This is a genomic window from Thermoanaerobaculia bacterium, assembly GCA_035593605.1.
Taxonomy (GTDB): domain Bacteria; phylum Acidobacteriota; class Thermoanaerobaculia; order UBA2201; family DAOSWS01; genus DAOSWS01.
Genome location: DAOSWS010000018.1, coordinates 20,257 through 44,021 on the forward strand (window position 1 = coordinate 20,257; position 23,765 = coordinate 44,021).

At 53.0% G+C, this 23,765-nt stretch carries 27 protein-coding genes; 22 read left to right on the plus strand and 5 right to left on the minus strand.

From position 1 onward, the window contains the following. Genes PLD04_09885 through PLD04_09910 form a run of 6 tightly spaced genes read left to right on the plus strand, consistent with a single transcriptional unit; the run spans position 1 to position 5,021 of the window. Positions 1–351: a hypothetical protein gene (locus PLD04_09885; GenBank protein ID HXK68642.1), complete on the plus strand. Its 351-nt coding sequence runs from the start codon at positions 1–3 to the stop codon at positions 349–351. Continuing rightward, the gene (gene ftsY / locus PLD04_09890) at positions 348–1,244 is read left to right on the plus strand and encodes a signal recognition particle-docking protein FtsY (protein HXK68643.1); all 897 of its coding nucleotides are present in this window, start codon (positions 348–350) and stop codon (positions 1,242–1,244) included. The genes PLD04_09885 and ftsY overlap by 4 nt, the downstream gene beginning before the upstream one ends. Next, complete coding sequence (gene ribD / locus PLD04_09895) at positions 1,222–2,325, plus strand: bifunctional diaminohydroxyphosphoribosylaminopyrimidine deaminase/5-amino-6-(5-phosphoribosylamino)uracil reductase RibD (protein HXK68644.1); 1,104 nt, start codon at positions 1,222–1,224, stop codon at positions 2,323–2,325. Before ftsY ends, ribD begins: the two co-directional genes overlap by 23 nt. Further along, positions 2,310–2,900, plus strand: a complete 591-nt coding sequence (locus tag PLD04_09900; GenBank protein HXK68645.1) for a riboflavin synthase — start codon at positions 2,310–2,312, stop codon at positions 2,898–2,900. The genes ribD and PLD04_09900 overlap by 16 nt, the downstream gene beginning before the upstream one ends. Continuing rightward, positions 2,887–3,924, plus strand: coding sequence for a hypothetical protein (locus PLD04_09905; GenBank protein HXK68646.1), 1,038 nt, complete (start codon positions 2,887–2,889; stop codon positions 3,922–3,924). Before PLD04_09900 ends, PLD04_09905 begins: the two co-directional genes overlap by 14 nt. Next, complete coding sequence (locus PLD04_09910) at positions 3,912–5,021, plus strand: coproporphyrinogen-III oxidase family protein (protein HXK68647.1); 1,110 nt, start codon at positions 3,912–3,914, stop codon at positions 5,019–5,021. Before PLD04_09905 ends, PLD04_09910 begins: the two co-directional genes overlap by 13 nt. On the opposite strand, the gene PLD04_09915 is transcribed toward PLD04_09910, so the two are convergent. Next, positions 4,930–5,556: a dual specificity protein phosphatase family protein gene (locus PLD04_09915; GenBank protein ID HXK68648.1), complete on the minus strand. Its 627-nt coding sequence runs from the start codon at positions 5,554–5,556 to the stop codon at positions 4,930–4,932. The genes PLD04_09910 and PLD04_09915 overlap by 92 nt on opposite strands. Positions 5,557–5,625: 69 nt before the next feature. Between PLD04_09915 and PLD04_09920 the strand changes: the two genes are divergently transcribed. Then, the gene (locus PLD04_09920; GenBank protein HXK68649.1) at positions 5,626–6,450 is read left to right on the plus strand and encodes a hypothetical protein; all 825 of its coding nucleotides are present in this window, start codon (positions 5,626–5,628) and stop codon (positions 6,448–6,450) included. 21 nt (positions 6,451–6,471) lie between these two features. Here the strand turns inward: PLD04_09920 and PLD04_09925 are convergent, their stop codons facing one another. Next, positions 6,472–6,768 (minus strand): DUF3467 domain-containing protein, encoded by a 297-nt coding sequence (locus PLD04_09925; protein HXK68650.1) that lies wholly within the window; start codon positions 6,766–6,768, stop codon positions 6,472–6,474. A 30-nt stretch (positions 6,769–6,798) separates the two neighbouring features. Between PLD04_09925 and PLD04_09930 the strand changes: the two genes are divergently transcribed. Continuing rightward, positions 6,799–7,635 (plus strand): tetratricopeptide repeat protein, encoded by an 837-nt coding sequence (locus PLD04_09930; protein ID HXK68651.1) that lies wholly within the window; start codon positions 6,799–6,801, stop codon positions 7,633–7,635. A gap of 14 nt (positions 7,636–7,649) precedes the next feature. Here the strand turns inward: PLD04_09930 and folK are convergent, their stop codons facing one another. Continuing rightward, positions 7,650–8,174 carry a 2-amino-4-hydroxy-6-hydroxymethyldihydropteridine diphosphokinase gene (gene folK / locus PLD04_09935; protein HXK68652.1) on the minus strand — a complete coding sequence of 175 codons (525 nt, stop codon included), beginning with the start codon at positions 8,172–8,174 and terminating at the stop codon, positions 7,650–7,652. A 2-nt stretch (positions 8,175–8,176) separates the two neighbouring features. Next, complete coding sequence (locus tag PLD04_09940) at positions 8,177–8,443, minus strand: FYDLN acid domain-containing protein (protein ID HXK68653.1); 267 nt, start codon at positions 8,441–8,443, stop codon at positions 8,177–8,179. Between the two features lie 85 nt (positions 8,444–8,528). On the opposite strand from PLD04_09940, the gene PLD04_09945 reads away from it, so the two are divergent. The 6 genes from PLD04_09945 to PLD04_09970 all read left to right on the plus strand — a co-directional run bounded on the left by PLD04_09945 (position 8,529) and on the right by PLD04_09970 (position 15,405). Beyond that, positions 8,529–9,185 carry an outer membrane lipoprotein carrier protein LolA gene (locus tag PLD04_09945; protein ID HXK68654.1) on the plus strand — a complete coding sequence of 219 codons (657 nt, stop codon included), beginning with the start codon at positions 8,529–8,531 and terminating at the stop codon, positions 9,183–9,185. After that, positions 9,182–10,402 carry a tRNA guanosine(34) transglycosylase Tgt gene (tgt, locus tag PLD04_09950; GenBank protein HXK68655.1) on the plus strand — a complete coding sequence of 407 codons (1,221 nt, stop codon included), beginning with the start codon at positions 9,182–9,184 and terminating at the stop codon, positions 10,400–10,402. The genes PLD04_09945 and tgt overlap by 4 nt, the downstream gene beginning before the upstream one ends. Beyond that, entirely contained in the window at positions 10,296–10,553 is a 258-nt protein-coding gene (gene yajC, locus PLD04_09955) for a preprotein translocase subunit YajC (protein ID HXK68656.1), read from the plus strand. Before tgt ends, yajC begins: the two co-directional genes overlap by 107 nt. Next, on the plus strand, positions 10,546–12,108 hold the full coding sequence (gene secD, locus PLD04_09960) for a protein translocase subunit SecD (GenBank protein HXK68657.1): 1,563 nt from the start codon (positions 10,546–10,548) through the stop codon (positions 12,106–12,108). Before yajC ends, secD begins: the two co-directional genes overlap by 8 nt. Positions 12,109–12,118: 10 nt before the next feature. Beyond that, a complete protein-coding gene (gene secF, locus PLD04_09965) occupies positions 12,119–13,261 on the plus strand; it encodes a protein translocase subunit SecF (GenBank protein HXK68658.1) in 1,143 nt (380 codons plus the stop codon). A 74-nt stretch (positions 13,262–13,335) separates the two neighbouring features. Then, positions 13,336–15,405 carry a RelA/SpoT family protein gene (locus tag PLD04_09970; protein ID HXK68659.1) on the plus strand — a complete coding sequence of 690 codons (2,070 nt, stop codon included), beginning with the start codon at positions 13,336–13,338 and terminating at the stop codon, positions 15,403–15,405. Here PLD04_09970 and rpmB read toward each other — a convergent pair. After that, complete coding sequence (gene rpmB, locus PLD04_09975; GenBank protein ID HXK68660.1) at positions 15,386–15,580, minus strand: 50S ribosomal protein L28; 195 nt, start codon at positions 15,578–15,580, stop codon at positions 15,386–15,388. The genes PLD04_09970 and rpmB overlap by 20 nt on opposite strands. A gap of 513 nt (positions 15,581–16,093) precedes the next feature. On the opposite strand from rpmB, the gene pilM reads away from it, so the two are divergent. The 8 genes from pilM to PLD04_10015 all read left to right on the plus strand — a co-directional run bounded on the left by pilM (position 16,094) and on the right by PLD04_10015 (position 23,762). After that, positions 16,094–17,149, plus strand: a complete 1,056-nt coding sequence (pilM, locus tag PLD04_09980; protein ID HXK68661.1) for a type IV pilus assembly protein PilM — start codon at positions 16,094–16,096, stop codon at positions 17,147–17,149. A 3-nt stretch (positions 17,150–17,152) separates the two neighbouring features. Next, on the plus strand, positions 17,153–17,752 hold the full coding sequence (locus PLD04_09985) for a PilN domain-containing protein (protein HXK68662.1): 600 nt from the start codon (positions 17,153–17,155) through the stop codon (positions 17,750–17,752). Further along, positions 17,742–18,356, plus strand: coding sequence for a type 4a pilus biogenesis protein PilO (pilO, locus tag PLD04_09990; protein HXK68663.1), 615 nt, complete (start codon positions 17,742–17,744; stop codon positions 18,354–18,356). Before PLD04_09985 ends, pilO begins: the two co-directional genes overlap by 11 nt. Next, entirely contained in the window at positions 18,353–18,826 is a 474-nt protein-coding gene (locus tag PLD04_09995) for a hypothetical protein (GenBank protein ID HXK68664.1), read from the plus strand. Before pilO ends, PLD04_09995 begins: the two co-directional genes overlap by 4 nt. After that, positions 18,823–20,823 carry a type IV pilus secretin PilQ gene (pilQ, locus tag PLD04_10000; protein ID HXK68665.1) on the plus strand — a complete coding sequence of 667 codons (2,001 nt, stop codon included), beginning with the start codon at positions 18,823–18,825 and terminating at the stop codon, positions 20,821–20,823. The genes PLD04_09995 and pilQ overlap by 4 nt, the downstream gene beginning before the upstream one ends. Positions 20,824–20,832: 9 nt before the next feature. Then, entirely contained in the window at positions 20,833–21,390 is a 558-nt protein-coding gene (locus PLD04_10005; GenBank protein ID HXK68666.1) for a hypothetical protein, read from the plus strand. Between the two features lie 9 nt (positions 21,391–21,399). Next, a complete protein-coding gene (locus PLD04_10010; GenBank protein ID HXK68667.1) occupies positions 21,400–23,217 on the plus strand; it encodes an IPT/TIG domain-containing protein in 1,818 nt (605 codons plus the stop codon). Positions 23,218–23,285: 68 nt separating this feature from the next. Further along, the gene (locus tag PLD04_10015) at positions 23,286–23,762 is read left to right on the plus strand and encodes a tetratricopeptide repeat protein (protein HXK68668.1); all 477 of its coding nucleotides are present in this window, start codon (positions 23,286–23,288) and stop codon (positions 23,760–23,762) included. The last annotated feature ends 3 nt before the right edge of the window (positions 23,763–23,765 follow it).

Consider the following 23,765-nt stretch of genomic DNA (forward strand, 5'->3'; position numbering starts at 1 on the left):
ATGCCGTTTCAATACGTCCTGGCCAACCTCCTTTCCGATATTCCCACCGCGAGCGCCGTTGCGTTCCTGGATGAGGAGGGAGAGACCGTTTCCTTAATCAGTTCTCAACAATCCCATGATGACGTGAGGATTTTTGGCGCCTACCAGGGGATCTTTTTAAATCACCTGAGCCGTATTCTCAAGGACAGGGTCGATTTTTTCTCCTACAGAACTGAGTCCATGTGTTGTTATAACCTCTGTGTGGGGAAAGAATACCTGATGGTACTCCAGACGGAGACCTTTCAACCGATTGAATTCGTACGAAGACAGATGGAAAAGGCCAAGAAGGAGATCGAGGAACACGCGTTGTGAGCCGATTCTGGAACAAGATTAAAAAGGGTCTTCTCATGACCCACGATGAGATGTGGGATCGGTTGGCCACCGCGGTTCGATCCAGGGATGGGGGACCCATTCTGGAATCCCTGGAAGAGGCTCTGATCGGAGCCGATATCGGGGTTGAGCTCACCCAGACCCTTCTTGAGGGACTGGAGGAGAATCATGGAGAATGGGAAATCATGAGAACCCGGCTGCAGGATCGAATTACGGCGATCCTGACGGGTGCGCCCTTTCCCGATCCTGGATCTGTTGCGCCGAGAATCACCCTTCTTGTGGGTGTGAACGGAAGCGGAAAGACGACTACCGCCGCGAAGCTGGCAAGCCGGGAAATGATCCAAGGCTATAAACCTCTTCTCGTGGCCGCGGACACATTTCGGGCCGGTGCCATCGATCAGCTGAAAATCTGGGGTGAACGACTGAACGTTCCCGTGATTGCTCATCAGCCCGGGGGAGATCCCGCTGCCGTAGTCTATGATGCCCTGAATGCATCCGCGTCCCGGGAAGCCAATTCCATCATCATCGATACGGCCGGTCGTCTCCACACCAAAGCCCCCCTCATGGCCGAGCTCTCGAAAATATACCGGATCATCGAACGGTACGATCCGGATGCCCCGCACCTGTCTCTGCTCGTTCTCGATGCTACGTCGGGTCAGAACGGTCTTGTGCAGGCGAAAGAGTTTCTGAATGCCGTCCATGTGAACGGCGTGATACTCACCAAGCTCGATGGAACGGCGAAGGGCGGCGTCGTGGTGCGAATCGTGAATGAGCTGGGTCTTCCCGTCCTCTTTGTCGGTGTAGGAGAGGGTACCGATGACCTGATCCCGTTTGATCCGGAGGATTTTTCCCGTGCCCTCTTTGCGGAAGAATGATCGGGATTACATGGCCCGGGCACTGAACCTGGCCCGGCGCGGAATCTACACCACGACGCCGAATCCGATGGTCGGGGCGGTGATCGTGAAAAACAATCGGATTATCGGGGAGGGATATCACGTCCGGGCCGGTGAAGCCCATGCGGAAGTCCGGGCTCTGGATCGGGCGGGCCGGAAAGCCCGGGGAGCTACTCTTTACTGCTCCCTGGAACCCTGCTGTACGCACGGCCGCACTCCTCCCTGTACGGAAGCCATCGTGGCGGGAGGAATTCGAAAGGTCGTGGTCGCCTCCGAAGATCCGAACCCCGATATTCGGGGGCGAGGATTGGATCTCCTTCGAAGGGCCGGCCTGGAGGTTGAGTCCGGGCTTATGGAACGGGAGGCCCGTTTCCTTAACCGCCGGTTTTTCTATGTTATGACTCGCGGAAGACCCTACGTCTATCTCAAATGGGCGGCCACCCTGGATGGTTATCTGGCCGAGCCGGAGGGGAAGGCGAAATGGATTTCGGGAGAAAAAGCGCGGAAAGCGGGAAAACGGATCCGACATCTGGTTGATGCCATTATCGTTGGTGTTCAAACCGTCCTTCACGACGATCCCGTCCTGGACCGTCTTCCTTTCGCGGGCCCATCCGTGCCGCTGAAGAGAATCATCATGGATCCCGATTTGAGGGTTCCACCCGATGCCGCGCTCTTTCGCCAGGGCAGGGGGCCGGTCATCCTGATCCACGCCTCAACGTCGCCTCGCCAGAAAGCATTGCAGGATGCGGGAGCCAGGCTGATGCGGCTTCCCCTTCAAGAGGGGCGCTTTTCCATGGATGATCTCATGCAGACCTTTCGCACGCTTGGAATTACCTCCATCCTGGTGGAAGGGGGCGGACAGACTCTGGGTACCTTTCTCTCCGGAGGAGAGGTTCAGGAAGGATTTACCTTCGTTGCCCCCCTCATTCTCGGTCAGGGCCGACCTCTGGCCGGGCCGAAGCAGGTGCCTTTGGAAGAGTCGAAACGTTACACCCTTCTGAATCAAAGACGAATCGGTAACGATACGATGATTCACTGGATCTCGCCGTGTTTACGGGACTGATCAAGGATCTTGGAACGATTGTGTCTTCCCGCTCCCGGGGGGGAGGACTGGAAATTGAGGTGCTCCCCACAGGTCTCCGTGCGGTGGCTGAGGGAGAAAGCATTGCGGTAAATGGAGTCTGCCTGACCCTGGATACCATGCACGGCGCCCGGATGGTCTTTTCCGTCTCACCGGAGACGATCTCCCGTTCCCATCGATCCAAATGGCAAAAAGGCCGAAGGGTTAATCTTGAACCGGCCCTTTCCCCCACGGATCGGATGGGAGGTCATTTCGTCCAGGGGCATGTGGATGGAGTTGGAAACGTTACCGGCCTGAAACGGGGCCACTTCTGGACTCTCACGGTGGAAGTGCCGGATCCCCTATTGCGGTACACGGTTCCCAAGGGGAGTATTGCCGTGGACGGGATCAGCCTGACCATCGCCGCAATTGCCCGGAGCACCCTCACCTTTGCCCTGATTCCCCATTCGATCCAGGCCACGACGCTTTCCGACATGAAACCCACAACTCCTGTTCATCTTGAAGTGGATATTCTCGCGAAGTATGTGGAGCGTCTTCTGACTCATGCGTCAGATTGATCAGGCGGGGGTGACGGCCGGAACCCTGGTCCATCACCGTTCGGTGAAGGTTCCGCATTTTTTTCACACGGCCACGCTGAAGCCCTATGAGCTTGTCTCCCGTTCCATTCTCTCCTTCGACCCTCTGAAGAGGCAGGTATTGCCTCCTTCCTCCCAGGATGAGTACAGGGTCGTGAGCCGGGATGCGTTGAGGGAAAGCGCCAGAACGCTCTCGGAGGAAGTAATCCTGATCCCCCACCTTCCGCCGGAGGATCGTATTCTGGAACGGCTGGAGGATCTGTGTAATGCACTTTATTCGAGGGGAAATGCGATCCTGGTTCATGTCGAGGGGCCTCCCTTTCCATCTCTTCCGTCGATCGTCACTCCCCTTGTCTCCCTCTTTCCCGTCATGTCGGGCCAGACAGACCTCGATTCTTTTTTTACAGGACTGTCCGCACTGGCTCCCTGCGGGATACCTGTTCTTTTCTTTCCCCTCCTTCCCGGCATCAGTGATGGGCATAGAATGGCGGTGCTTCTTTCCACGATACGCATCTCCATTCCAACATCCTGCGTGGTCCCCATGGTGCCCCTCCTGGACCATGTTTCCACCACCCTGATCCTGGATCTGGTGGATCGCGGTCAGGGGGATGCGGGACGTGCCTATCACCTTCTCTTCCAGACGGCGCGAAGTGAAATCGACCGGCGTCTGATGGATGAGTTCTTCGAATCATTCAAGGGACCGGAATTCACGGGTCTGATTCCGCTTCAAACGGCAAATCCCCTCCGGAAAGAAAATCTGATGTGGGCGCAGCGATGCTACCTTCTCTGGCATTCTCTCCTCGAAAGGGGAGATGACGATGTTGCCTGGGCCTGGTACCGTGCCGCCCGGAAGATCTGGGGCCTGAACCTGTCCCTTTCGACCATGTTCAACGAAGGAAACCTCTCCCTGCTGGAGCTGGATGGCCGGATCATGCGTTCTCTGTCCGCCGTATTTCAGGGTGAAGAGAGCCGTCTTGATCCGGTAGAAGTCCAATGGATGCCGTAAGCCTCTACATTCATATCCCCTATTGCCTGTCCCGATGCGTTTACTGTGATTTCAAGACCTCTACCGACCTGCACACTCTGTGTAAGTATCCGGGTGCTGTCGCGCATGAAATCGCACGGAGAGGGGGAATTCACGGTTGTGGGGCCACTCTCTATTTTGGAGGGGGGACACCCTCCCTCGTGGATCCCGAGGATCTGTACACGCTTGTGACGCTTGCGGGGCTGTCGGGAGATGGAGAAGTAACCCTGGAGGTCAACCCGGATGATGTGACGCCGGAACGCATGTCGGCCTGGAAATCCGCCGGAATCAATCGAATCTCGCTTGGGGTTCAGACCATGAACGAAGAAGAGCTGGTCCTGGTCCGGCGGCGCCATCGTGCCGAAGAGAGCCGACGGGCCATGAAGCTTGCGTCGGACCGCTTCGCAAACTGGAGCGTTGATCTTATTGCAGGGTTTCCAGGCCAGAGCTGGGACTCGCTGATGACAACTCTCCGGGAGATCGTTCTCTATGCGCCGCCCCACCTTTCTCTTTACGCGCTGGAGTTTGATTCGGACAATCCCCTCACCGTCGATCCGGATCATCAGGCTTCCCTTCTCCGCCGGGCATGGGAATGGCTTGGAAACCAGGGCTACAGGCACTATGAGGTTTCCAATTTTTGCAGGGGACAGGCACGGTGCCTCCACAACCTCACCTATTGGAGACGGGGAGAATATCTGGGGTTTGGCGCTGCAGCCCACTCCTTTTTTCGAGGGGTCCGCAGATGGAACCTCTATCCTGTGGATCGGTACCTGGACGCACTATCCAGAGATGAAGATCCGGTTGAGGGCATGGAGGTAATAGATCCCCGGCAGTCCTTGTGGGAAAGGATCATGCTGGGACTTCGCCTGGATGAAGGAATTCCCGATACCTGGCTTTCCGCCGGGACGCTGGACGCCTGGTTGACGCAGGGGTACTGCGACCTGATCCGCAATAGAGTCTGTATGCAGGAAGCCGGATGGATGGTTCTCAGCGAACTTCTGGCTTCAGCAGAGGAAGACGATAGGTGGACCACCAGCGCAGGAAGAGGAGAAAGTGGTCGTTCGAGCGAGACTCAATAAAGTGACATAGTTCCATTTCGCGGATGGATCGATCCAGGGGCCATCGGTAGGTCAGCATCCGATAAGCCGCGATCACCAGGCCTGTCCTCTCTCTGCCGTTGTTGCAATGAACAAAGACGGGGGGGGGGGACTCCAGGACCGCACGCAGAATCAGGTTGAGCTGGGAATTGAGGTAGTTGATATCGGTCTTCGACGTACTCAACGGGATGTGAACATAATAGATGCGCTTGTTTTTATCCCGAGTCTTTGTGTTCATTTCAAGGATATTTTGCCCTTCGCGTCCCCCGAGAGCCCGCAGGTTGATGATCGTTTTAATGCCCATGGACTGGAGAGTTTCATATCCGTTGATATTTCCACGGATAAAGGGCTGGCCCCCCCGGTATACCTGATTGTCCACGCGGGCCCAGTTGATCAGACCGTCTCCACGGTCGGAAAGGGAAGTGAGGTCCTTTGTGCAGGGAGCACATCCCGGACAGTCCGATGCCAGGCACAGAGAAGCCTGAATTGCCAGGAGAAACAAAACTGTTCGGAACATGTTTGTCCATTATCCCATAGAGAAAGGGGGGCTTCAAGGAGACATGGTGATGCGATTATAATGTGCATCATGTCGAATCACTCTCAGTGGTGGAATCTTCTCCGGCCTCCCGAAGCCGCTCTTGCAGCCCTTTTTCCCCTGGCGGGATTCTGGTTGAATCATGGCGGAGGGATCCCACCTTTTTTCCTCGCCGGGACCGCAGTTCTTTTCGGGTTCGGACTTGTTGTCGATAATGGAATCGAGGGCTACCTCTTCCATGAAAAGGATGCCGTCGGCGGGGATTATCCCGTTCATCTCTTCTCGTCCCATCTGGAATGGGCGAGAAATCTCAGGACCCTCTTTTATGTATCCTTTCTTCTTCTATCCTTCCTGAACGGCGGAACTGTCTTTGCCGCAGGTGCGGTGAGCTATTTCTGTGCGCGTCTCTATAACGACCACAGGGTCTCCGCAAAGGCCCATCCGCCCCTAGGTCTGATCTGTCACTTTCTGGGTGGTTTTTCCTTCTTTCTCTACGGTGGATTCTGGGATGGACTGATCCTTCCCCCCATCACCCTTCCCGGTCTCGCTCTTTCCGCGATCTGTTCGGGCGGGTATCTTAACCATCTCGACCTTGATCGAGATCGTGACTTTCATCAGGGAATATCCACCCTGGCGCACCGTTTTTCAAAAAAGGTCCTGGCCTGGATGGCCTGTTCCTTTATTGTGGCCGGAGACGGACTCCTGGCCTTCTGGTTTTTTCCTCAAAGGATCGGAATGTCATGGATCATGGTAGCGACAGGGGTTTTCGTTCTGGCGGCACGGATCCTTCTTGTTTCTCCCAGATCTTTTCGCACGTTGTACCGGGCGATTCATGGAGTTTCCCTTGCAGGGCTTATGGTTCTTCTATGGGTCTGATGTTTCAGGGTACACCCTGGATCAGGAGGGTTTTTCCCCCTTGTCGGAAGGGCCGCCATATTCAGTGCGAATAGGCCCGAACGATTGTTCATATTGAGCGATGTTCATTTTTAGGGTTTCGAGAATTCGCTTGGCGTGAAAGGGCGTGGTAATCAGCCTTGCATGGATTTTGACTTCGGGCTTTCCCGGAACCACACGGCCCAGATCCAGGACAAATTCGGTAGGATTGTGAAAAATATTTGCAAAATTCACATAAATACCCTGATCAACATCGTCGCCTACGATTACTTTCAGCTGAACCTGTTTTGTTTCGTCCATGACGGTATAATACCAGAATAAGGAGGTGCCATGAGATACCTGACTATGTTCTTCATCATTTTTATTACGGCTTCACTGCTCTTCCCCATGACCGTGGAAGAGGCGGATCAGCTCTGGCTCAGTCGGGATCAGGGCTCCGAAGGCCCTGTGGCTTCCGCGGAAACGGCTCAGAACATCGTTGACGCGTACCGGGGTCTTCTTCAGACGTCCCCTAAGGATCTTTCCCTTCGCTGGAAACTCATGCGCGCCCTCTATTTTCAGGGGCGATATACGGGCCAATCGGTTGAAGAGCAGCAGGCCACCTTTTCGGATGCCATTGCACTGGGAGAGAAGGGATTTGAGCTGATTCAGAAGGAGTTTCAGGCGGACCCGGACGATAAGCCGGAGAAGATTGCGGCAAAACTGAAGGGAAACGAGGATGCTCTGCATCTGTACTTTTATCAGTCTGTCGCCTGGGGTCAATGGGCGCTTGCCTTCGGGAAAATGAAGGCGGTACGGAAAGGGGCAGCATCCAAGATCCGCGATTATTCCACCGTTTGTGTTCTGGCGGATAAGACCATGGAAAGTGCAGGACCGTTACGGGTTCTGGGCCGTCTTCACCATCAGACACCCCGGGTCCCCTTTATCACGGGCTGGGCCTCCAATAAAGATGCGATGAAATATTTGAAAGAGGCCGTGTCGCTGGGTCCGGAGAATCCGATGAACAAGCTATTCCTCGCGGAACTCCTCCTGGATGAAGACGAACCGCAGCAGGCGAAGGAGCTTCTTACAGAGATTGCATCCATTTCCCCGCGACTCGAGTATCAGGTGGAAGATGCGGACACATCCATGGAAGCCGCCAGACTGTTGAAGACAATCAAGAAATAACGGACCCGGATATCTTATTTCGATTCGGTAACCGGACCGACCGGCCAGTTCTGATGGTCGATCCTGTGTGAAAAAGTTACGAAGGTCAATTCCTGCATTAGTTTGTGGAGCGGGACCTGACGTTCGGGATGGACCCAGAGAGGATCCAGCTCAACCGCAGGGTACAGGGCAAAGGAACGGGCCAGGAGGTGAGCGTGGGGAATGGTGAGATCGGGTTCTTTTATGATCCGGTCCCCGTAATAGAGAATATCAAGATCGATCTCACGGGGGCCCCAGCGGGATGAGGAAATTCGTCCGGTTTTCCTTTCAATCTCTTTCAGCAGATGAAGAAGCTCCCGGGGCGGAATGTCGGTGGAAATCAGGAGAGCTGAATTGAGAAAGAGGGGTTGGTCCGGATTTCCCCAGGGCTCACTTTCATAGAGCGAAGCAGCACGAAGGACTCTGATCCCATGCTGATGGGAGATCCAGTTCCGTGCAGTTGAAAGGAAAGAAATTCGCGGATGGATGTTTCCACCCAGGCCAAGACAGGCACGAGTCAATGCTAGTCTTCTTCGTCGAGCTCGTCCTCTTCTTCCTCGTCGTAGCCCAAATCTTCATCTATTTCGTCCGTGTCATCATCTTTAAACAGATCCGTCTTGTCTTCAATGACTTCTTCAAGGGCGCGGACATCCGAAATTTCGTGTCGCTTTTCCTCTTCCTCGTCGACCATTCGGCCGCAGCGAGGACAGGCCGGTTCTGGCTTTTCCAGGTCGTAGAACTTGGTTCCACATTCGATGCACAGGTGCTTCTTACCCAATCCTTGGTTCATGGTGTCTCCTCAAAAACATGAAATGTGTTGATATCAAACCTGGTACGGCTTGTCAAGAGGCACGATTGGCCGTACAATGGTCGCCATGCAAATTTTCCGCATCCTTCTGATCCTGATCATGGGTTCCCTTTGCTTCGGAGAGGCCGACCTTGAATCCGTTCTGGACAGGGTTTCCCAGGCTCAGAGTAAAATCGAAACACTGCGTGCTTCCTTCGTTCAGGAAAAGCAGAGTGATTTTTTTGCTGAAAATGTAACTTCTTCTGGAGTTCTTTACTATAAGGCACCGGATTCGATCCGGTGGGAATACGAATCCCCCTCGAAGATCATCATTCTTATCACCCATGAGACCGTAACCTTCTACGATGTGGAGCAGAAAAAGGCCGAACGTACGGTGGTTGGGAGGGTCAGAAAGAAGATTCAGCAATACATGATGGCGACCGAACCGCTTGAAAAGCTGAAGCGCTATTTCACCATATACTTCGCTGAAAAGGAGAAAGAGGGACGGTATTACCTGCGCCTTGTCCCTGCGGTTCGAAAAATTGAAAAGCACCTCAGTGAAGTGAATATCGAAGTCGATCGGGAATTGAATCTGCCCGTTTCCGTGGCCTACACCGATAGTGATGGAGACCTGACCCGTTATAAGTTGCACGGGATTGTCATCAACGAGCCGATCGATCCGGAAAAATTTAGACTGGATCTTCCTTCCGACGTGCAGATTCAGGAGTTCAGGCTGAAACCTTGAGTGCCATTACCTTCAAAGTCACCCATAGACACGGGAGTACCCGTGCCCGAGTCGGAGAACTCCGTACGCTCCACGGAGTGGTGCAGACGCCTGCATTCATGCCCGTTGGAACCTATGGAGTCGTCCGTGCCGTACCTGCGCATATCCTCAAAGAAATCGGTGCGGATATCATGCTGGTAAACGCCTATCACCTGATGCTGCGCCCGGGTCTCGACCTGCTTGGCCGGCATGACGGAATTCACGCCTTTATGGGGTGGAAGGGTCCCGTACTTGCGGACAGCGGAGGCTACCAGGTCTTTTCGTTAAAGGATCGAGTGACCATCTCTCCGGAGGGATGCACCTTTCGCGACACTCTTGCCGGAGATCTGCATACCCTGACTCCCGAGGCTGTCGTCACCTTCCTTCAGACGGCGGGACTGGATATCGGCATGGTACTGGATGTCTGCCCTCCTCCCGATGCGGGTGATCAGGATCAGCTGCGGGCCATGGATCTGACGAAGAACTGGGCGGAGAGATCCATAAATGTATGGGATCCCGAGCGCATGGGGCTCTTTGGCATTGTTCAGGGCGGAGGAGATTTGAGCCGGCGGGAGCGTTCCGCCTCGGAAATTGGTTCCCTCGGGTTTTCCGGCCACGCCATCGGAGGCCTGGGGATTGGAGAATCGCCCGAAACCACGTGGTCCTGTGTTGAGACCTGTACAGGAGTGCTTGATGAAGACCGCCCGCGGTATCTTATGGGTATGGGATACCCGGAGGATATTGAGAGAGCCGTGGCCCTGGGTGTGGATCTCTTTGACTGTGTCCTCCCCACGCGAAATGCGCGAAACGGTCAACTCTTCACTTCGAGCGGACGCATCAATCTGAAGCAGGCCCGGCATCTTGACCAGACCGGTCCTCCCGATCCTCAGTGTGCCTGTCCCACCTGCCGGCACTACTCTCTGGGGTATCTTTCTTATCTTTACCGGATCAAAGATATGGGTGCCTCTATCCTCTCTTCGATCCATAATCTCTGGTATTACCTTGACTTCATGAAGCGATTAAGGCACACTATTGCCTTCAATTTACCCATAGGGGGGAACTGTGAACCAGCCCAATGCCCTGGTACAACTGATGCCGCTGATTCTCATTCTTCTGGTCTTCTACTTCATTCTCATTCGACCCATGCAGAAGAAGCAGAAACAGCACCAGGTCTTTCTGAAAAATCTGAAAAAGGGTGATCGGGTCATTACCTCGGGAGGTCTATACGGAGTCGTTCAGTCTGTGGATGATCAGACGGTTTCGTTAAAGCTCTCCGAGCAGGTAAAGGTCAAAGTCGCCCTCTCAGCCATATCGGGATTGCAGCCCGATCAAGGAGGCGAAAATGGATAGGAGCCTGCTCTGGAGGCTTTCCCTCATCGTAGTGGTTATGGCGTTCTGCATTCTGTCTCTCTTTCCTCTGAATGAGAAAGTCAAGCTGGGGCTTGACCTGAAGGGGGGAATTCACCTTGTCCTTGAGGTTCATACGCTGGATGCCATCAAAGCCGATACGATCGATGCCATGGAGTCAGTCGAAAACCGGCTCTCCCGCGAGAGTATTGCCAAAACGGACAGCCGTCTTATTGGAGATGACGGGTTTGAAATGGTTTTCCCGCCTGAATCACTGGAACAGGCCTACAGCCTTGCAAAGGACTATTTGCCGGGCTGGGACCTGGAAACCCAGGAGCCCGATACCCTTCGGGGAACCATGCAGGCCGTTTTTAAGCGGGAGCGTGAAGACCTGGCCGTCCGGCAGGCTCTGGAAACCATTCGCAACCGCGTGGATGAACTGGGACTCGCCGAGCCCACCATTCAGCGGCAGGGAATGAACGATAATCGAATTCTGGTTCAGCTCCCCGGTCTGGATGATCCAACCCGGGTCAAAAATATCATTAAATCCACGGCTCTTCTTGAACTAAGCCTTGTGGAGTCCGGACCTGCGCCCGATCGGCAGACCATCATCGATGCATTGGGAGGAACGGTTCCCGAGGGTATTCGTATCCTGGACGGAAAAATCAAGAATGAAGCGGGTGATGTCATCGGCAGGAATGCCTATGCCGTAAAGGAACCTCCCGTCATCTCGGGAAGAGATCTGCGCAATGCCCGCCGGGGAATTGACAGCCAGGGACTCCCCGCCGTAAATTTCAGCCTGAATCCGACCGGTGCCAAAAAATTTGAAAAGGCCACTGCGGTCAATATAGGCAAACAGCTGGCTATTATCCTGGACGGCGTCGTCATGTCTGCTCCCCGCATCAATGCCACGATTTCCGATGAGGGCATTATCGAGGGGAATTTTTCCGTGAAAGAAGCGGAAGACCTGGCGCTGGTCCTCCGTTCCGGCGCCCTGCCGGCCAGCATTACCTATCTGGAAGAGCGGACCGTTGGACCTTCCCTGGGGCAGGACAGTATTCGCCGGGGCGTCAGAGCCGCGATTCTCGGACTCATCCTGGTCATGGTCTTTATGGTTTTTTACTACCGACTGAGCGGGATCAACGCCGTTGTTGCTCTTTTCTTTAATATCATCATTATCTTCGGTGTCATGGCGTACTTTGGTGCCGTCCTGACCCTGCCGGGGGTTGCCGGGATTATTCTGACGATCGGCATGGCTGTGGACGCAAACGTTTTGATCTTTGAGCGTGTCCGCGAAGAACTGGGCCTCGGGAAAAATGTCCGGGCGGCCCTTTCTGCCGGTTTTTCCCGTGCATTCGGGACGATCGTGGATGCCAACGTGACCACGCTGATCGCTGCTCTTTTCCTCTTTCAGTTTGGTACGGGCCCGATTCGGGGATTTGCGGTTACCCTTATGATCGGGATCCTGGGATCCATGTTCACCGCCGTCTTTGTCTCGCGGTATATCTTCGACCTAGTCCTTTCCCGAAAGGCCAGGGTCTCGTCCCTGAGTATTTAAGGGGGTTCCCATGTGGCAGATCTTTAAGCAGACGAACTATCAATTCATCAAGTACACCCGCATATGGGTTTCACTGTCCATTCTGGCCGCGGTGGTCAGTATCGGCGCCTATGTTGCGAAGGGTGGCTTCAACTATGGGATCGATTTTGCCGGCGGAACCCAGCTGACCCTGAAATTTTCCCAGAAGCCGAATCTGAATGAGATGCGGAAGCTGATGGGTGAACTGAATATGGGGGATGTCGTGATTCAGGAATTCGATGAGGAGGGTCTCAATGAGATCATGATCCGAATCGAAAATACCGGTGAAGAGGGGGATATTGCCGGTAGTGTCCTCTCCCATCTGCACCAGCAGCTTTCGCCCGGTGCCGGAGAAATGGACCTGAATTTTATGGGCCGGGATGCCCTCGCGCAGAATCTCGAATCCATTCTTCCCGGCAGGGATGAAGAAGCTGAGCAGGTTGCCGCTGCCGTGGCTTCCTTCAAGAAAAGCCATGGAATCATTACCTCCATGGATGATCTTTCCCGCGAGGAATCGATTCCGGATGACATGGCCTCGATCCTGAAAGAGAAATTTACACTGGGTTCCTTTGCTCTCATGGGAGCGGAGAATGTAGGGCCCAAAGTCGGAAAGGATCTTCGCAGTAAAGCGCAAAGTGCGATTATCTGGTCTCTTTTCGGGATGCTTTTCTATATCTGGATCCGGTTCCGGCACTTTGCCTATGGGTTCGGTGCCATCGTGGCAACCTTTCATGACGTTATCATTACGCTGGGTGTCTTTGTCGTACTGGGCCTTGAAATTAACCTTACCGTTGTGGCGGCACTCCTTACCCTTGTCGGATATTCGGTCAACGATACGGTCGTAGTCTTTGATCGAATCAGGGAAACGTTGAGAAAATCACGAAGACAGGACTTCCCGACACTGGTTAATCAGGCCATCAACGAAACACTCTCCCGGACGATTATCACTTCCGGCACAACCTTTCTTACCGTGCTCAGCCTTTACATTCTGGGAGGCGACGTGATTCGCAACTTTGCCTTTACCCTCGTGATCGGGATTTTTATCGGGACCTATTCCTCGATCTATATTGCTTCTCCGGTTGTGATCTTTATTCATAAGTTCGCAGAACGGAAGCGACAGGCGAAAAGAAAATAGTACAGGGATCCATACAACTCGACAGAGTACTCGAAACGTACCGTCAACATAATCAAGATGAAGGCGGCCTGGAAATGATCCGGGCCGCTTTTGATTTCTCGGCCCGGGCTCACTCGGGCCAGAAACGAAAGTCAGGGGAACCCTATATCACCCATCCGGTTCAGGTGGCTTCGACGCTTGCGTCCATGGGGCTGGACCATGAAACCGTTGCGGCAGGACTTCTTCACGACGTGATTGAGGATTGCGGGGTGACTGTCGAGGCACTGCAGGACCGGTTTGGCTCAACGGTAAGCGGCCTGGTGGAAGGGGTTACCAAAATCGGAATGTACAACCTGAGTCGTCCGGATCAGCAGCAGATTCTAAGCTTTCGAAAGATGATCCTGGCCATGGCGGAGGATCTCCGGGTCATGCTGGTCAAATTGAGTGACCGGCTTCACAACATGCGCACACTGGCATCCCTGGATTCTGAAAGTCGGAAAAGAATCGCGGAGGAGACGCTGCACATCTATGCTCCCATCGCCAACCGGCTGGGCATGTGGAGTGTGATGGCGGAACTTGAGGATTTATCTTTTGCAGAACTTCATCCAAAGGCATCGGCTCGCATTGCGTCGGATCTTGAACGTGCGAAGCCCAGGGCCCGTGCCTTTATCGTGCGTACGAGAAGAAAAATTCTCAAAAAGCTTGGAGGTGCGGGACTCGGTGTCACCGTCCAGGCCAGGATGAAACATCTCTACAGCATTTTTTCGAAAATGGAACGAAAGGGATACGACCTTCAGAGGCTCCATGATATCTTTGCCTTCCGGGTCGTCACACAGAGTGAGGACGAGTGTTACCGGTGCCTCTCTCTCCTTCATGATGCATGGAAGGCTGCACCGGGTAGGGTGAAGGACTATATTTCCCGGCCAAAACCCAATGGGTATCAGTCACTTCACACCATTCTGCTGTCGGAGGACAACCTCCCCTTTGAAGTCCAGATTCGTACGCAATCGATGCATCGGATCGCTGAATCGGGTGTGGCCGCTCACGCCCTCTACAAGACTGCCCGATCCGGATTGCGGGACGTGCAGAGGGAGCTTCTCTGGATCCAGAGGCTGAAGGAACTGGCCCAGGAAACCGATTCCATGGATGCGATCCGTACGTCTCTCCGGGAGGAAGAGATCTTCGTTCTTACGCCGGGGCGAGACATCATTGCGCTTCCCAGAGGTGCGACCATCCTTGATTTTGCCTACCGTATCCACACGGACGTCGGGCATCGGACATCGGGAGCCCTGGTCCATGACAGAATGGTGCCGCTTGCGACCGAATTGAAAACCGGGGATGTTGTCACCATCCTGACGCATCCGAAGCATCGGCCCTCACGTGACTGGCTTTCCATGGTGGTTACGGCTTCGGCAAGAGGGAAAATCCGAAAGGCGCTCCAGCAGGAAGAGCGAAAGAGGGCAGAAGAGACAGGTCAGAAGATCTTTGAACGATTTGTCCGTCTGCATGGCCTGGACAGCCGCCAGATTTTGAACAGTGAACCCTTTCTGGACGCACTCCGCCACAGAGGGTACTCCAGAGAGGTGGATCTCTTTATCGCGCTGGGGCAGGAGCGCGCCGACCTCGAGCGAATCCTTGAACCATGGCTCCCTGCCGAAGAAAGCCTGACAGAGGAGCTTCCCCCGGTTACGAGGATTCATGAAGACAACCGGGTCCTGGTTGGTGGCGAGGACGGTCTCGATGTCCGGTATGCCGGCTGCTGCTTTCCGTTGCCGGGGGATTCGATTCAGGCCCAGGTAACGCGGACACGAGGAATTGTTATCCATCGATCCTCATGCGCATCCCTGCGGAGCGACACACTGTATCCGGCCTCCTGGCTGCCGGGAAGGACGGGACGGTTCCGGGCCCGGATTATGGTCCAGGTCGAGGAGCCCTTCCTGTCCTCTCCGGATCTTACCCGGGAGTGTCTGGCTTTTGGTCTTGGGGTCAGTGAAATTCAGCGGAGACTGATTTCACCGGGACGTGCGCTGTTGTCCTTTATGCTGTTCGTGCGCCATATAAACGACTACCTGAGCCTTCGAGGAAGGCTGTTACAGATGAAAGGGGTCGTGGACGTATCGAGGGCGGGCGAAGGGAAGAGAAACCCTACGCAACGATCTTTTTAACCTTGCCCGAACGGAGGCAGCGCATACATACGTTCATGCGGCGCTTGCCGCCGTTCCATTCCACCCGGAGCTTCTGGATATTCGGTTTCCAGCGCCTTCGAGTCAGATTATGGGCGTGGCTGATCGCATTTCCCGCTACGGGACGTTTCCCGCAAATATCACAGACATGTGCCATAGGGCGCAGATTGTAGCACAGGTTGGTTCTCCCATCAAGCGAAAGACGGAGAAATGAGCGAGCCGGTTTTCATGCTCAATATATTGAGTTTCATTTTTTTGCAATGCCTACATATTGTGTGTGCCGCGCATATCGATCCAGTCAAAATCTATAATGAGTTTGTCAAGGTTTGGATCCAGGATCGCTATATTCGATTTTCAACGAAAAGGAATGAAGCACCTTCCAACTCTATTTACAAATCATGGATTCCCGATGTCGTCCCGATTGATAGTTTTTTCTCACTTTAACCTGATTCAATACGTGGAAATGAATCGGAAGCAAAAAAGCGATGTGGATCGTCACACCTTTGTTTATGCCGTCTTTTCTATCCTCAATCCAAGGGGATGCCGATTTCACATGGATGAAGCATTCGTCCCCCACTTGACAACCTTGATTTCTTGTGCTAACTTAAAGTTTAGCATTAAGTAATTATGGATAAACGCCTGGGAAACTTAGATTTATCTGGTGGTGACTATGATCTTTAAAAAGAAGAGCAAGGGTATTGTCGGTTTGGATCTGGGATCCTCCACGCTCAAACTGGTCGAGCTTAGACGAAAAGGGGACCGGTACCACCTGGATAAAGTTGGAATCGCCCCCCTGGCGCCGGAGGCCATCGTCGACGGCGCCATCATGGATTCTTCGCTTGTCGTAGATTCCATCTCTCAGCTCTTTAACCAGTTAGGTGTGAAAAACCAGAGTGTGGGGATCTCCATCTCGGGGCATGCCGTCATTATTAAGCGGATTACTCTGCCCATCATGTCTCCTGAGGAGCTGGCGGAATCAATTCAGTGGGAAGCCGAGCAATATATTCCCTTTGACATCAACGATGTCAACCTGAGTTATACGCCCCTCGGAGATGAACCGGATGGACAGAACATGGCGGTACTGCTGGTCGTCGCCAAGAAGGATAAGGTGACGGACTACACCGGATCTGCAATCCAGGCCGGAAAAACGGTTGTTCTGGTGGATGTCGACGCCTTCGCCCTCCAGAATTCCTTTGAGATGAATTATGGTCTTGGTCCCGATGCCAATATGGCGCTCGTAAATATCGGGGCCAACATCATGAATGTGAACATCATCATCTCCGGAGAGAGCGTGTTCTGGCGTGACATCAGTTTTGGTGGAAACCAGTATACCGAGGCAATCATGAGGGAGATGGGATTGAGCTGGGATCAGGCCGAAGCCCTGAAAAAGGGCGAGAAGATTGAAGGCTTTACCCACGAAAACGTGATTCCCATCTGTAACACGGTTACGGAGGAGCTCGTACAGGAGCTTCGAAAGACCCTCGACTTTTTCCAGCAGAGCCTCGGCCAGGGTGACATCAACCACCTCTACCTTGCGGGGGGAGCTTCCAAGACGGTGAATCTCGTGACGCTCATGCAGGAGAGACTTGGAATCGGCGTCGAGATCATGAATCCGCTCAAGGAAGTTTCCTACGATGAGAGCAAGTTCGATCCCGAATGGCTGAATGATCTCGCACCACACCTTGGGGTTTCCGTTGGCCTGGCCATTCGAGAAGTGGGGGATTAATCCATGATAAAAATCAACCTGCTCCCGGAAGCTCAACAACCGACTCGAAGGTTTGAGGCCGTTTCCGTCGGAAAGGGAGATAATCTGGCAAATATCGCTCTCATCTCTCTCATCGTCGTAGGCCTCCTGGTCTCGGGATTTCGCTGGTGGACGCTGAATTCGGAGAAGAAGAACCTGAACCTCAGAATTAAGGAAGCCGAAGCCGAACTCGAGCGTCTGAAACCGATTCTCGAGGAAGTGGAACGATTCAAGAAAAGGAAGGATCTCCTCCAGAAAAAGCTGGACCTTATTCAGGATCTCAAGGCCAACCAGAAGGGTCCCGTGCATATCATGGATGAAATTTCCCAGAAAGTTCCGGAATATCTCTGGTTTGACCAGCTTGAGCTGAAGAGTAACACCATAACCATAAGAGGAGGCGCCCTCAATCCGAATGAGGTCGCCGAATTTCTGAAAAACGTGGATGATTCTCCATACTTCTCTGAGCCCACATTGAAGGAAATCAGGGAGCAGAAGGAATACTACACCTTCTCCTGCAACTTTGGATTTACCTTCAACCCGGCGAAAGCATCTGAGGGTCAGAAGGAGGTCGGCAATGGGTCTTGAGTTCGATCTTAAGGGTAAACCCTGGTACATTGGAGCCGCCATCGGGCTTTTCATTGGAGTGGCCATCGTTGTTGCTCTCCAGATGATGGTCTTCAAAAATATGCAGAAGGACATACGAAGCCTTCAGAACAAGCTCCAGGACCGGCAGAAAAAATTATCTGAAGCCCAGGCTGCCCAGAGAGAACTTCCAAAGTTTCGTGAGGAAGTTGCAAAACTGGAGAAGCAGCTTGAACAGCTCGTTCAGATTCTTCCTTCGAGTAAGGAAACGCATAATATCATTAAGAAAATCAAGTCTCTCGCCGACCAGGGTGATTTTGACCTGAAGAGCTTTATCCCGAAGAACATCCAATCCAAGGGTTTTTATGCGGAATGGCCTATCGATGTGAACGTGGAAGGAACTTACCATAACCTGGCTCTATTCTTCGATAAGCTGAGGACCTTCCCGCGCATTGTCAATATCGCTTCCATGAATATCCGGTCGGTCAGCAACCAGACTGTGAACACGATTAATGCGACCTTTTCAATGGTGACCTATATCTACATGGAAGAAAAGGAAAGTTCAGCAGATAAACCCGCCAAGGGAAAAAAGGGAGGTAAGAAATGAGAACGCTCGTCACCCTTTTGACTCTTGTAATTCTCCTTGTCGGGCTGACGCCCGCGCTCCTGGCTCAGGAGGCCGAGGAAGAATCTATCGCCCCGCCTGCGGAAGAAGTGGATACCTATTCCTACGATCCGGGTGGACGTCGCGATCCCTTCCTGTCCCTTGTAAAAGGCAAGGTGGGAATTACCCATTCTGATTGCGAGGAAAACACCATCGGTTGCCTGATGATTGAAGAAATCGACATTCAGGGAATCTGGCAGATTAAGGGAGAATGGCTTGCCGAAGTTCAGGGTAAGGATGGAAGCGTGTACTGGATTAAAGAGGGGGATTCTCTTCGAGACGGAGAAGTCCTCAGCGTAGATGATAAAACTGTGATCTTTCGCCAGAAAGTTAATGATCCCACGCGGATTAAACCATTTCGAGAAGTGGTCAGATCCCTCTTTGAAGAAAAGTCTCAGGGGAGGTCCAAATGAGAAAGCCTACGCTTTTCACGATTATCGCCATTTTAGCGTTCTCGCTCGCGGCCTGGGCATCCGCCATTGAACTCCAGACGATCACGACACGGGAAACCTCGAAAGGGTTTGACCTTGTGATCCAGGCATCCGACACTCTTATTTACACGTCCTACCAGAAGGATCCTGCTCACTTTGTCGTGGAACTTCCGGATGTTCATGTCGGAACTGCACTTGGCGACACGGTCAGAGTGAATGGCCTCTCTGAACCTATCACCATTGAATCCCGATCCAGCAGCACGGTTCTCGAGATTCCCATTCCGGTTGGAACGGATTATCAGGTTCGAAGTGAGAAGAGTAACCTTGTGATTGCCTTTGACAGCCCGACCCGCTCGATCCTGACAGACCTGACATTGAGCTGGGCGGACGAGCCCGTTTTGAAAATCAGAGGGCAACATCTCCCCGAACCGGAGATCGAGTATCTTCAAAATCCTTCCAGAATCGTTATGGATTTCCCGGGAACGGTCAATGCCTGTCCGCATCCTTCGTATTTCATCAATCAGGATGAGGTTCAGAGGATTCGAATCGCACAGTTTAAAATGGATCCCGAACCGATTACACGGGTGGTCATTGAAACGGACCGCTCCTATCCTGTGGACCTGGATACTGACGGAGACCTGATGCTCGCATCTTTGCGGACTCACGGCGAAAGTGTTCCGGTGGAAGCGGCGCCTCTGCCCATTCCCGTTCCTGAACCCCAGGGATATTCCTCCGATATCTATCAGACTCAGGATATCCCGGCGGAAGAAGTCGTGTATGCCGGTGAGCCCATTACTCTGAGGCTGAAAGATGCGGACATCCGTGACGTCATCACGACTTTCAGTGAATACCTGGGCATCAACATTGTCATGGATCCCGAAGTGTCCGGGCGCGTGACTGTAAATCTCATTGATGTTCCCTGGGATCAGGCCCTCGATCTCATTCTGAAGATCAATGGCCTGTCAAGCGTTCTGGAAAACAATGTTCTTCGAATTGCCAAAGCTGCCAAACTGGCCCAGGAGGCTCAGGAAAAGCGCAGAATCAGGGAAGAGCAGGAGCTGAATAAACCTCTCCAGATGGTTCTGAAACGGCTCAGCTATGCAACGGCCCAGGAGATTCAGGGGAACCTTAACCCGCTTCTGTCCAAGCGGGGAACGATAAACGTGGATGACCGAACCAACATGCTCATCATCCGCGATCTTGAAGAATACATTCCCCCTGTTCTCAAGCTGATCGAAAAGTTGGATATTTCAACGCCTCAGGTTGTGATTGAGGCCAGAATCGTAGAAACCACAAAGAACTTCGTACAGAGACTGGGTATCGACTGGGGTTTTCAGGCGATTGCGGATCCCTATTACGGAAATACAACGGGAATCCGGTTCCCGAACACGTACGACATTGCCGGCAGTGTCGCCCTTCCCTCGGGTAATCCTCTTCTGTCCATGACGTTTGGAAATATCCTGGGATCCTTTAATCTGGATGTGGCCCTCACGGCTGCGGAAAGTGACGGTCTGGTCAAAATTGTCTCCGCTCCGCGCATCATGACCCAGGACAACCTTGCGGCCATGATTCAGAGCGGTGTTCAGATTCCCGTACAGACCACTGCCAACAACACCACAACGGTCCAGTACATTGACGCAACGCTTCGCCTGAATGTCACTCCGCAAATTACGGCTGAAGGCACAATCGTGATGAAAATCGATGTCCAGAAGCGTGAACCCCTAACGGGTTTGACCGTAACAGGCGGTCAGAATGCTCCCCTGTCCACACGTCAGGCCAATACTCAGGTCATGGTCCGGGATGGTGGAACCACCGTTCTGGGAGGTATTTACCAGATTACGGATAACATCAGTAAAAACAGGGTTCCCTTCCTCCATCGAATCCCCATCCTGGGCAACCTGTTCAAGAATCATGCCAACGAAAAGCGGCACGATGAGCTTCTGATTTTCATCTCGCCGCGAATCGTTAAGAACCTTTAGGAGGTTGATATGAGAAATCGCACCCTTATCTGGGCCTTATCCCTCATCGTCCTCTTGGGATTAGTCGGGTGCACCGATCAGGAGAAGACGGACACGGATGTCTACCTGCTGACTACGGTGACAAATGATGGTATGCACTATTATGTTGATATTGCCACGGACCTCCCTACCCTGATCAGCATTGATATTACATCCTACCCCAAGAACCCCGATGCAAGCCTCTCCAACCTCCAGGATGTTACCCTGACCAGGATGGTCGTAAACTGGAAACGTGCCGATGGTGGTACTGTGACTCCGGATCCATTCTCCATCTCCATCTATCATGTTGTGGAGGCCGGGCAGACGACCAGTATCGATAATATTCCCCTGATGTATCCGGACCAGCCATCCCTTCCTCCCTTTGATCAGCTCTTCCCCTGGAACGGCGGTCTGGACCCGGAAACTCTGAAGCCCTATGTCGATTGTGATGCCGAGATCACTTTCTACGGCCGTACGGCCAATGGAAAGGACATCACGGCAAAACATACCTTATCGTTCGTCCACTTTTTTTACGGTGGAACGAAGTAGGAGGAGTCCATGAGAACCAAGATATCCCTCGTCCTTCTTCTCTCGTTCATCCTCCTCACCTTTGGATGCACAGACGGTGAGAAGACGCCATCTTCGGGCAGCCCTACCACGCCGTCTGGAGATACGTATACCTTTACCAGCCTCTCGGCCGATCCCGATCCATCTATGGCGGGTGGCGCGACAGTCATTACGGCGGTAATCAGGAAAAACGGCAATCCGCTTAACGGTGAAACGATTCTGTTCAGCTCGAACCTGGGCCTTTTTCTTGAAAACGGACTGAGCAGTATCAATAAGATCGCTGAAAATGGTGTCGCGACCGTAACTCTTTATTCAGATACTGCCGGTGATGCCACGGTAACGGCCATGATCAAAACGGCAACGGCAAAAATAACCGTCACATTTGAAGAAGATGTCTTTTTTGTGACAAAGATTGTGCCCAATGCCGGATCACCGCAGACCGGTGAAGCCATTACCATTTCGGGAGTCGGATTTGTCGATCCCGTTACCGTGTCCTTTGGAGGCCGGTTTGGAGAAGTTGTAGAAAAGACCCTCACATCGATTACCGTCAACCTTCCGGTATTTGAGCTTCCGGCTCCCACTGCGGATCTGCTTGTGGACGTCTTTGTTACGCGCAGAGCCGGAACCGAGCTGGAAGAAGTTTTCACAGTTACGGGTGGTTTTACCTTCCTGCACACCATCGATGTACCCAGTATTACAGGAATCGATCCCGTGATGGGACCGAACGACGGGCAGACCCTTGTGACCATCTTCGGGGAGGGATTCGGCTGTCCAAACGTTCAGGTCTTTTTCAATAATGTTCCGGGCGCCGTTCAGGATTGTCAGGCTGGTTTTGTTACGGTACTTTCTCCAAACGCCTACGATATGGGAATCGAAAACTGTAACGATGACGTCAACATCAAGGTTCGCAACCTTGCCTGGGGCACGGAAGATAGCTACTGCTGTTTCCACTATGGTGAAGTACCGATCATAACGGCATTTGGTCCAGGGCAAGCCCTCTATGCAGGTGGTGACATTGTAACCATCTATGGCCATGGGTTTGACGAACCGGTCGCCGTATCTCTTGCCGAAGTTGCAGCTTTCCCCATATCGGTGACCGAGACGGAAGTGGTTGTCCGTGCGGGAACCTATGACCCGGCGGGTAAATGCAGCGATTTCGCAGGAAAAGTAAGTATCACAAATATTGAATGCGGTTTCAACGCAGATTCAAGCGGAGATTTTATCTACAAGGTACCCAAAGTCTATATCACATCGATTTCCCCGAGCGCAGGACAGGAAGGGGATGTGATTACGATCACGGGACAAAATTTCAACGATCCCATGCGCGTTACCTTTGGAGATGTCGAACGTCCCGCAATCTTTAATTCCTCTACCTCCATTCAGGCCGAAGTCCCCGTCTTCTCCGACAGCTACGATACTCAGGAATGCACGGTGGGAGCCTGCCAGGGAGAGCAGTACATCAATACGCCTGTAGACATCGGTGTTTATAACATCTTCACGGGATGTTCTGATGAACTGCAGAATGCATTCTTCTACATTCCCACCGATACAAGCTGCAGGATCGATGCTCCCACCTGTGGTTTCAACTTTACACCAGCAAGCCCGACTGCCGGTGGTGGCGTGTCCTTCCTGGATACCTCCAATGGCTGTGTAGATACCTGGAACTGGGATTTTGGAGATGGCAATACCTCCAATGTACAGAATCCCTCGAATATCTATGCTGCAGCTGGAACCTATACGGTTACACTGACCGTCACCAATGCTGGAGGAAGCAGTTCCTGCTCCAGGATCATTACGGTCAATCCGTGATCCATCGATGTTCGACCGAACCGCCCGCCCCTTACGGTGGGCGGTTTTTTTTCTGGTATAATTGAACCATGCAGGATCTGATTCAAGAACTGAAAGAAACCCTTGAAACTCAGCCCCAGCCGCGGGTCTTTCTGCAGCTCGCGGATCTATTTCGGCAGGGAAACCAGATTGAGGAGGCGGTTCAGACCCTGGATCGATGCCTGACCATGTTTCCCCGGTATCTTTCGGCGAAAATCGCTCTGGCGAAGATCCACCATTCCGGTGGGAACCATACGCGGGTGATTGAACTTTGTCAGGAAGTTATTCAATCTGATCCTGAAAATCTGGTGGCCATGCGGCTGGCTGCAAGCTCCTACCATGCCAGTGGCGACCTGGTGGAATCAATCAAGAACTACAAAAGATTGCGCGCAATGAACCCGGGTAACCCGGAAGTAGAGGATAAGATTCTGCTCCTTGAGGAAATGCTCAGACCCAAACTCTCCCCCAGGGAGAGAAAGGTGCAGGCTTTGAAGACGTACCTCTCAAAATACCAGCAGGGAGGGTGAACC